This is a genomic window from uncultured Oscillibacter sp., assembly GCF_910587525.1.
Lineage (GTDB): Bacteria > Bacillota > Clostridia > Oscillospirales > Oscillospiraceae > Oscillibacter.
The window spans coordinates 1-8171 of the sequence record NZ_CAJULS010000107.1 but is presented as its reverse complement, the minus strand read 5'-3'; the positions used below and the strand labels follow the sequence as shown (position 1 = coordinate 8171).

Below are 8171 nucleotides of genomic sequence, written 5' to 3'. Positions count from 1 at the left end.
GCCTTCTCCAACCCCAACATTTTCTCTGACAACCTTTACTGGGTTCTTGGGTGGCTGTCCATACCTTTCACCGTGCTTTGGATCGTGGCCATTACCAATGCCGTAAACCTCATCGACGGTCTGGATGGCCTGGCGGACGGCGTGTCCGCCATCTCTGCCACTACGGTACTGGTGATTGCTCTGATGGCCTCAGAGATCCAGGTGGCCATTGTCATGGCGGCCCTGGTGGGAGCCTGTGTGGGCTTTATGCCCTATAACCTGAACCCTGCCAAGATGTTCATGGGGGACACCGGAGCAACCTTTCTGGGCTATATTCTGGCCACCATGTCCATCCAGGGTTTGTTCAAGTTTTATGCTGTAATTTCTTTTGCGGTGCCCTTTTTGATCTTAGGGCTTCCCATCTTTGACACAGCCTTTGCCTTCATCCGCCGGATTGCCCATGGGCAGAGCCCTATGCACGCAGACCGGGGCCATATTCACCACCGGCTCATTGACATGGGCCTGAGCCAGAAGCAGGCGGTGGCGACACTGTATGTGATTTCCGCTATTCTGGGCCTCTCCGCCGTGGTGCTGACTACCGGAGGAGAGCAAAAGGCCATGCTGCTGTTTGCCGCTTTGTGCATTGTGGGGGCGGTGGCCGCCCGGGTGGTGTTTCCCAAGGAGCTTCGCGAGGAGATCCGGGAGGAGCTGGGAGAGCTGAAGGACCACGGACATCACGAGGAAGAGAAGAAAGACGAGGATTCTTAAAAAATGGACAAGCTGCGTATTATGAGTGTGTTCGGCACCCGGCCGGAGGCCATCAAGATGTGTCCTCTGGTGAAGGAGCTGGCGTCCCGTCCCCAAATTGAGAGCCTCTGCTGTGTCACGGCCCAGCACCGGCAGATGCTGGACAGCGTGCTGGATGTCTTTGACCTGAAGCCGGACTGGGATCTGGACATTATGACGCCCCGACAGACATTGTCTACCATCACCAGCAAGTGCCTCACCGGTATGGACGAGGCTCTGGAGGCGCTGAGACCGGACGTGGTGCTGGTCCATGGAGATACCTCCACTACCTTTGCCGGAGCCCTGTCCGCCTTTTACCACCAGATCCCTGTGGGCCATGTAGAGGCAGGACTGCGGACGTATGACAAGTATTCGCCCTTTCCGGAGGAGATGAACCGACTGCTGGTCTCCGGCATTGCGGATATGTACTTTTGCCCCACTGCCGGCAACCGGGAGAATCTGGTCCGGGAGGGGCATACGGAAAATCTCTTCATCACTGGCAACACGGTGATCGACGCGTTGAAAACCACAGTAAAAGAGGACTACCGGTTTTCTACTGAAGAGCTGAACACGCTTCCCTATGAGAAGAAGGTGGTCCTTGTCACCTGTCACCGGCGGGAGAACTACGGCGAGCCGATGAGGAACATTATGCTGGCCCTGCGGCAGATTGCAGAGCAGCGCCCGGATGTGGAGCTGGTGTATCCCGTTCACCTGAGTCCGGTGGTCCGGGAGTCGGTGGATAAGTACCTCCGGGGCGCGCCCCGGGTCCACCTGATTGATCCCCTGCCTGCCGATGAGATGCACAATCTGATGGCCCGGTGCTATCTGGTGCTGACAGATTCCGGTGGGCTCCAGGAGGAGGCTCCTGCTCTGGGTAAACCTGTCCTGGTAATGCGCCGGGAGACGGAGCGGCCGGAGGCCGTGGCCGCCGGGACCGTGAAATTATGCGGTGTGGTGCAGGACGATATCGTCACTATGGCGGAGCGTCTGATCTGTGACAGGGCGGCTTATGAGCGGATGGCCCACGCTGTTAACCCCTATGGCGACGGCCATGCCTGCCGCCGGATTGCCGATGCCATTGAGTGGCGCTGCGGACTGCGAAAGGAGCGCCCGGAGGATTATCAGGCCTGAGGGCAGATGCGAGGAGGGAAGGTATGGACAAGCGGTGGCGGAGCCAGGTTACGGTGGCCTTTCTAGCTGTTACTGTTCTGGTTGTCGTGGTGATGCTCAGCGGTACGCTGCAGCGTTCCTCCCGTATTACCCTGCCTTCCAGTGAGCAGACGCCGGGACAGACTGCTGTGTCCGGAGATGCGCTGACGGTAGTGGAGGTGATGCCGGAGACGGTTCAGACAGCCATTGCGACCCTCTCCCGGCCCCAGGAATACCGCCGGACGGTGACGGTAGAGCAGCTTTGGACAGGCGGCAGCGGCACCTATGAGATAGCTGCGGCAGTCAGCGGTGGCTGGACCCGGACAGACCGGACTTTGGCCAGCGGCCGGGTGCGACATGCCCTCACTGACGGAGAGACCACCTACATCTGGTATGACAGCGAGACGGAGGTCTATACTGCCCCGGCAGGGGGGATCTCTGCCGATGACGAGCAGATGATTCCCACGTATGAAGAGATTTTGGAACTGCCGGTTGAGGCCATCGTTTCGGCGGACTACCGGACCATCTCCGGCGTCAATTGCATCTATGTGGAGACGGCGGCGGACCCGGCTGGGTATGTTCTGCGGTACTGGGTCAGTGTGGATACCGGGCTGTTGACAGTCTCGGAGCGGCTGCTGGACGGAGAGCCGGTCTACCGTATGGCGGCTCTGGCGCTTGACCAGGACCTTCCCACCGCGGCGGACTTCACTCTGCCGGACGGCACGGTACTTTTGGAAGAGGAATAAAAGCCAGTCGGAGCCTTTGGGCTCCGACTGGCTTTATATCGCCGGTGAAATCAAATCAACCGGTTGTTTTCAGACCTCCGGTGGACTTCTCCAATGCTTTTCAAGATTTCCAGCTATAAGATCAGAAGCAGCCCCAGTGCCACAAGCAGTTCCTCATCCGCTTCCTCCCGGGAGAGGAAGAACAGGAGGCCCAGCAGCAGCAGGTCCCCGGTGTCCACATTGTTCAGGTGCAGCTGATCCAGAATATGGCGGAGGAAACCTGTCAGACCGTCGGGTCCCGGGGGCGGCGGAGGCCTTCCCGGGCCTGACTGCTGAGGCCGGTCCTGCCTCGGCGGAGGCGGGGGCGGGGGGCTGTCAGACGGCGGAGGCCCCGGATGGGGCGGAGGCGGGGAGCTGTCAGACGGCGGAGGCCCCGGATGGAGGGGTGGGGTGTGGGATTCCTCCTCCGGCATCCGGGTATAGGTGCCGTTGTCGTTGCGGATATAGCGGTTATACATCCCTTACCCCTCCCATCCGGACAGAAACTTCTTTCCCAGGTGGAACAGCCGGGCCAGCTGGAGCGCGCGCTCCACCTTGTTCTGTTTCTCCTCCTTCAGATAGGGCCGCAGGGCGTAGAGCAGCGCTCGGGCGTTGCTGTCCCGCTGGCCGCCCAGCTCCTGGATCAGGGGCAGGAGCCGGGTGAGCAGCTTGGGGTCCATTCCCCCGGCCAAGGAGGAGAGAGAGGAGAAGAGATCTCCGCCGCCCGGTGGTGGGGGCGGTGATGATGGCTGCGGCGGTGAAGGCGGGGGAGCAGGCGGCGGCTCCTGTCCCGGCCCGGGCCCGGAGAGGGACTGCGCCAGCTGCATGATTTGGGACATGGCATCCGGATTGGACAGAATACTGTTCAGCTTGTCGTCAAATTCCGCCATATCCTCAACCCCTTTACCCTTTTATTTCTGAACTGCCTTGTTGATTCGCTCCACCAGGTCGGCCCCGCCGGGGCTCTGCATGACCTGGTTGACCATTTTGACCATTTCCTCAGGCCGTCCTCTGGCGGCGGACTGGACCGCCCGCTGCAGGGCGGCGCCCTGATCTCCCTGAGTCAGCATCTGCATCAGGGTCTGCCCGTCCTGGGACTGCATCAATGCCCGCAGCATGGCGGGGTTGCGTTTCAGCTGTTCTACCAGCCGGGTGGTTTTGTCATCCATAGCGCATCCTCCAAATGGTGGTTTTTATCCAGTATATGAGAGCGGGCGCGAAAACGTGCCTGTGGATTTCCACAGGCACGTTTTAAGAGGACTTATCTGGGAGATTTTGCCGTGTCACAGTCCTTTGCCAGCGGGCAGCCCTCGCAGTGGGGAGACCTGGCGGTGCAGGTATCCCGGCCAAAGAGTACCATCCGGTGGCAAAAGTTATTGGACTCCTCGGGCGGAATGACCAGCCGCAGCTGCTTTTCCACCTGGAGGGGGTCCTTGGAGCCGTCGGTGATTCCCAGCCGTCCGGTAATGCGGATGCAGTGCGTGTCGCAGACGTAGCCCTCCTGGCCGAAGATATCCCCCAGGATGAGGTTGGCGGTTTTGCGGCCCACACCAGGGAGGCTGACCAGTTCCTCCATAGTGCCGGGGACTTTGCCGCCGAAGTCATTGATCAGCCGCTGGGCGCAGCCAACGATGTCCCGGGCCTTGCCGTTGAAGAACCCGCAGGAGTGGATGTACTCGCCCACTTCCGCCGGGTCCGCCTCTGCGAAGCTCTCCAGGGTGGGGAAACGGGCGTACAGCGCCGGTGTTACTTGATTTACCCGGGCATCGGTGCACTGGGCGGAGAGCCGCACAGCGAAGAGCAGCTCGTAATCTTTTTCGTATTGCAGGGAACAAAGGGCGTCCGGATAGATGCCTTTCAGCGTTTCAATGATGCGTTTGATCGCGGCTTTGGATTTCATGTTTTTCACCTCTTGGTGACAGGATACCACAAAATCCGACAGCTGGCGAGGGGATTTTTGAATTTTTTCTCCGGGTAGTATTTCTGTAGTCTGTTTTAAGACCGTCAGAACGCCGCCTCAGGGCATTCCTTCTCGTCAGGACTGCGTTGATTTGAGTTAAAATCCGTCAGGATTCCTGCGTCAAATCGCCTTTGCCAGGCGTAAAAATCTGCCTCAATCCAGCATTTTGCAGGTTTTAAAACAGTCTCTAGTGAAAAAGGGTGGAATCTCTCGGTAGATTATGGTATAATTCTTTTATCTCAGAATATCGAGGAGGATATTTATGAACAAAAAGATGGTTTGCGGGGTTCTGCTGACCGTTGTAGGGCTGATATATTCGGCCTTTTGCTTCTTTTATACCCTTATGAATCCGTGTATCTACAACGGAATTGGCGGATTGATGGGTTCGTTCCTTGGCGCGGATACATTGCTGCCATTTATGATTTCAACGGCAGTCATGTGTATCGGTCTGCTGCTCTGCTTTTTAGAAGCGTATCAAAAACATTAGAAGGAGGGAGGGGGTCCTATGCAGCGTCCCCTGGCGGACGAGATCCGCCCCCAGACACTGGACCAGGTGGTGGGACAGCGCCACATTCTGGCCCCCGGCGCGGTGCTACGCCGCCTGATCGAGAGCGGAACCGATGCCAATATGGTCTTTTACGGCCCCTCCGGCACCGGAAAGACCACCATTGCCAATATCATCGCAGAGCGGACACAGAAGACCCTGTACCGCCTCAACGCCACCACAGCCTCCTTGCAGGATATCAAGGACATCATCGGCGACGTGGGGACCCTGCTGGCCCCCGGCGGTGTGCTGCTGTACCTGGATGAGATTCAGTACTTTAATAAAAAGCAGCAGCAAAGTCTGCTGGAGTTCATGGAAAACGGCAAGCTGACCCTGATTGCCTCCACCACAGAGAACCCCTATTTCTATGTGTATAGCGCATTGCTCAGCCGCAGCACGGTGTTTGAATTCAAGTCCGTCTCTCCGGCAGAGGCGGAGCCCGCTGTCCTGCGGGCGCTGGAGATCGAAAGAGGGCGGAGCCCCCTGCCCCTGACCTGGGAGGAGGGGGTCCCCCTCCATGTTGCCACTGCCTGCGGCGGCGATGTGCGCAAGGCCGTCAACGCCGTGGAGCTTCTCTGTCAGGCGGCGGTGCCAAAGAGCGGTGAGCTCTGTCTGACCCTGGACGATGCGGCCCAGGTCTCTCAGCGCAGCGCCATGCGCTATGACAAGGGAGGCGACGCCATGTACGACATTGCCTCCGCGCTGATGAAATCCCTGCGGGGCAGCGACCCGGACGCCGCCCTCCACTATCTGGCCCGTTTTCTGGAGGCCGGGGACCTGGTGACGCCCTGCCGCCGTCTGCTGTGCTCCGCCAGTGAGGATGTGGGTATGGCGTATCCCCAGGCTATTGCCATTGTCAAGGCCTGTGTAGATACGGCCATGCAGCTGGGACTTCCCGAGGCCCAGCTGCCCCTGGCCCAGGCCGCCGTCCTGCTGGCCACGGCGCCCAAGTCCAACAGCGTGATTGAGGGAATCGGCAGGGCCAGGGCAGACGTGAAGGCGGGCCGCACCGGAGACGTGCCCCGGCAGCTCCAGAACGTCCACGCTGACACTACCGGCTTCGATAATCAGCAGCACTACCTGTATCCCCACAATTTCTCCGGCCACTGGGTGGATCAGCAGTACCTGCCCGATGCCTTAAAGGGCGTCCGCTACTACGAGTTTGGGGACAACAAGACGGAGCAAACCGCCAAGGCGTACTGGGAGAAGCTTAAGGGGCGGGAGCTGTGAATACCGTTTCCACCGGCGTTTTTTCGTAACCCGGCGGAGAATAGGTCCATCGCCCGATCTGCCCATCGGTGATCTGATACCGCAGAGGCTCCGGTTTCTCCAAGGGCGGTACCTTTTCAATGACTTGGAGCTTGATTTTCATCCGCTCCGGCCGGATGCTCTTGATGAAGACCGACACCCCGTCTCCGGGGGACAGGTCCTCCCGGCTGTCGGCCAGACCGGAGAGATTGGGGGTCAGTTCAATGAAGCTGCCGTACTCCTTCACGCCGCGGACGACACCCCGCACTGTCTCCCCTGGGGCAAAACGGCTGGCGTTTTCCAGCCAGGTGCCCAGCAGCTCCCGCATGGTCATGGTGATTCTGCGGTGTTCCCGGTCAAAGGACCGAACTGCCGCCAGAATCTTCTGCCCCTCCCGCAGTCGTGCACTGGGGTGGTTGATGCGGGAGACAGACATCAGCTCAATGGGCAGAATTGCGATGATGCCGCAGCCGATGTCCAAAAAGGCGCCGTAGGGCTCCAGCCGGGTTACCCGGCAGGTGAGTATCATTCCTGGCTCCAGATTTTCAAGAAAGAAGTCCATGGCGGTTTCCTGGGCGGCCCTACGGCTGAGGACAGCCACCGGCGCGCCCTTGTCGTCGGCCTGGAGGCACTGGACTTTGAAGCAGACCGGCTTGCCGACCCGGGATAAAACGGCGATATCTCTGCCGGCTCCGTTGATCCAGGGGGCGATGGCCTCTGTCCGGGAGATCCGGCCTGCGATGCCGTCGAGATCGATATGTAGGGTATGTCCGGTGTCGCACCGCTGGACGGGGGCCTCTAACAGGGCGCCGCTCTCCATGGCACCCCGCAGGTGGTCGAGGGTGAGGCGGACAGGAGGACAAAGGCCCTCCGGGAGGAACAGCTTATTTTCCGGCATATTGATCGCATCCTATCTGCCGCCAGGCGCGGCGTTTTTATATGAGTATATGAGACAGTATATGCGAAAGTAATGACAGGAGGAACCGTATGGACTTGCGTCTGCACGACAAAGTGGAGCTGAAAAAGCCCCATCCCTGCGGGAGTACCCAGTGGGAGATCCTGCGGGTGGGGATGGATATCAAGCTGAAATGCCTGGGCTGCGGCCATGAGTTGATGGTACCCCGGTCCAAGGCGGAAAAGAGTATCCGAAAAATCCTGACGGAAGGGGAGAGGGCATGAGAGGGAAGATGAAGCGTGTGATGGCGCTGGCGCTGGTGGCGGTACTGCTGCTGGCGCTGGTGGCCTCGGCACTGATGCCGTTTGTGCGCTGAGGTACATTCAAAAAAAGAGCCGCACGAGCGGCTCTTTTTCATATCTCATTTAGTTTACATAAATGTAAAAAGCAGGATAGGAAAGAAGATGGCGGGCACCAGGTTCATTACCTTGATCTTTGTCAAACCCAGCATATTCAGGGACAGGGCTACAATGAGCAGAGATCCCACGCAGGTCATCTCGGCGATGACGGCGTCTCCCAGGAAAGGGGACAGAACAGAGGCCAGCAGGGAGATGACGCCCTGATAGAGAAACAGCGCCACGGCGGAAAAGGCCACGCCGATTCCCAGGGAGGAGGCGAAGACGATGGAGCTGATGCCGTCCAGCAGAGATTTGGCCTGAAGAGTCTCATAATTCCCTGTGAGACCGTTCTCCAGCGCTCCCACGATGGCCATGGCTCCCACACAGAAAAGGAGACTGGCGGTGACAAAGCCCTCCGACACAGAGGCGCCGCCCTCACCCTGGGAAA

12 protein-coding genes are annotated in these 8171 nt (G+C 59.2%); 6 read left to right on the top strand and 6 right to left on the bottom strand.

The window, feature by feature from the left end; all coding sequences use genetic code 11:
• From QZ326_RS09720 to QZ326_RS09710, 3 genes are all read left to right on the top strand, one after another.
• The coding region (locus QZ326_RS09720) for an MraY family glycosyltransferase (RefSeq protein ID WP_295744579.1) at positions 1-747 on the top strand (747 nt) is incomplete at its 5' end.
• A gap of 3 nt (positions 748-750) precedes the next feature.
• The gene (wecB, locus tag QZ326_RS09715) at positions 751-1896 is read left to right on the top strand and encodes a non-hydrolyzing UDP-N-acetylglucosamine 2-epimerase (protein WP_295744576.1); all 1146 of its coding nucleotides are present in this window, start codon (positions 751-753) and stop codon (positions 1894-1896) included.
• A gap of 23 nt (positions 1897-1919) precedes the next feature.
• Positions 1920-2660 carry a hypothetical protein gene (locus QZ326_RS09710; RefSeq protein WP_295744574.1) on the top strand — a complete coding sequence of 247 codons (741 nt, stop codon included), beginning with the start codon at positions 1920-1922 and terminating at the stop codon, positions 2658-2660.
• Between the two features lie 113 nt (positions 2661-2773).
• Here QZ326_RS09710 and QZ326_RS09705 read toward each other — a convergent pair whose 3' ends face one another.
• From QZ326_RS09705 to nth, 4 genes are all read right to left on the bottom strand, one after another.
• Positions 2774-3157: a hypothetical protein gene (locus QZ326_RS09705; RefSeq protein ID WP_295744572.1), complete on the bottom strand. Its 384-nt coding sequence runs from the start codon at positions 3155-3157 to the stop codon at positions 2774-2776.
• A 3-nt stretch (positions 3158-3160) separates the two neighbouring features.
• Positions 3161-3568: a hypothetical protein gene (locus tag QZ326_RS09700; RefSeq protein WP_295744570.1), complete on the bottom strand. Its 408-nt coding sequence runs from the start codon at positions 3566-3568 to the stop codon at positions 3161-3163.
• A 21-nt stretch (positions 3569-3589) separates the two neighbouring features.
• On the bottom strand, positions 3590-3847 hold the full coding sequence (locus QZ326_RS09695) for a hypothetical protein (protein WP_295744568.1): 258 nt from the start codon (positions 3845-3847) through the stop codon (positions 3590-3592).
• 92 nt (positions 3848-3939) lie between these two features.
• Positions 3940-4578, bottom strand: coding sequence for an endonuclease III (nth, locus tag QZ326_RS09690; RefSeq protein ID WP_295744566.1), 639 nt, complete (start codon positions 4576-4578; stop codon positions 3940-3942).
• A 322-nt stretch (positions 4579-4900) separates the two neighbouring features.
• Here nth and QZ326_RS09685 point away from each other — a divergent pair, with 322 nt between their 5' ends.
• Complete coding sequence (locus QZ326_RS09685; RefSeq protein ID WP_295744564.1) at positions 4901-5125, top strand: hypothetical protein; 225 nt, start codon at positions 4901-4903, stop codon at positions 5123-5125.
• Between the two features lie 18 nt (positions 5126-5143).
• The gene (locus tag QZ326_RS09680; protein ID WP_295744562.1) at positions 5144-6412 is read left to right on the top strand and encodes a replication-associated recombination protein A; all 1269 of its coding nucleotides are present in this window, start codon (positions 5144-5146) and stop codon (positions 6410-6412) included.
• Here QZ326_RS09680 and QZ326_RS09675 read toward each other — a convergent pair.
• Entirely contained in the window at positions 6393-7328 is a 936-nt protein-coding gene (locus QZ326_RS09675) for a S1 RNA-binding domain-containing protein (RefSeq protein ID WP_295744560.1), read from the bottom strand. The two genes, QZ326_RS09680 and QZ326_RS09675, sit on opposite strands and share 20 nt — an antisense overlap.
• Before the next feature lie 89 nt (positions 7329-7417).
• Between QZ326_RS09675 and QZ326_RS09670 the strand changes: the two genes are divergently transcribed.
• Positions 7418-7609 (top strand): DUF951 domain-containing protein, encoded by a 192-nt coding sequence (locus QZ326_RS09670; protein WP_295744558.1) that lies wholly within the window; start codon positions 7418-7420, stop codon positions 7607-7609.
• Positions 7610-7755: 146 nt separating this feature from the next.
• Here the strand turns inward: QZ326_RS09670 and QZ326_RS09665 are convergent.
• The coding region (locus QZ326_RS09665; protein ID WP_295744556.1) for a DUF554 domain-containing protein at positions 7756-8171 on the bottom strand (416 nt) is incomplete at its 5' end.

What these genes read in the sequence shown, in the direction of transcription:
- wecB (WP_295744576.1), top strand. Translation starts at nt 751, where the DNA reads ATGGACAAGCTGCGTATTATGAGTGTGTTCGGCACCCGGCCGGAGGCC.
- QZ326_RS09710 (WP_295744574.1), top strand. Translation starts at nt 1,920, where the DNA reads ATGGACAAGCGGTGGCGGAGCCAGGTTACGGTGGCCTTTCTAGCTGTT.
- QZ326_RS09705 (WP_295744572.1), bottom strand. Translation starts at nt 3,157, where the DNA reads ATGTATAACCGCTATATCCGCAACGACAACGGCACCTATACCCGGATG.
- QZ326_RS09700 (WP_295744570.1), bottom strand. Translation starts at nt 3,568, where the DNA reads ATGGCGGAATTTGACGACAAGCTGAACAGTATTCTGTCCAATCCGGAT.
- QZ326_RS09695 (WP_295744568.1), bottom strand. Translation starts at nt 3,847, where the DNA reads ATGGATGACAAAACCACCCGGCTGGTAGAACAGCTGAAACGCAACCCC.
- nth (WP_295744566.1), bottom strand. Translation starts at nt 4,578, where the DNA reads ATGAAATCCAAAGCCGCGATCAAACGCATCATTGAAACGCTGAAAGGC.
- QZ326_RS09685 (WP_295744564.1), top strand. Translation starts at nt 4,901, where the DNA reads ATGAACAAAAAGATGGTTTGCGGGGTTCTGCTGACCGTTGTAGGGCTG.
- QZ326_RS09680 (WP_295744562.1), top strand. Translation starts at nt 5,144, where the DNA reads ATGCAGCGTCCCCTGGCGGACGAGATCCGCCCCCAGACACTGGACCAG.
- QZ326_RS09675 (WP_295744560.1), bottom strand. Translation starts at nt 7,328, where the DNA reads ATGCCGGAAAATAAGCTGTTCCTCCCGGAGGGCCTTTGTCCTCCTGTC.
- QZ326_RS09670 (WP_295744558.1), top strand. Translation starts at nt 7,418, where the DNA reads ATGGACTTGCGTCTGCACGACAAAGTGGAGCTGAAAAAGCCCCATCCC.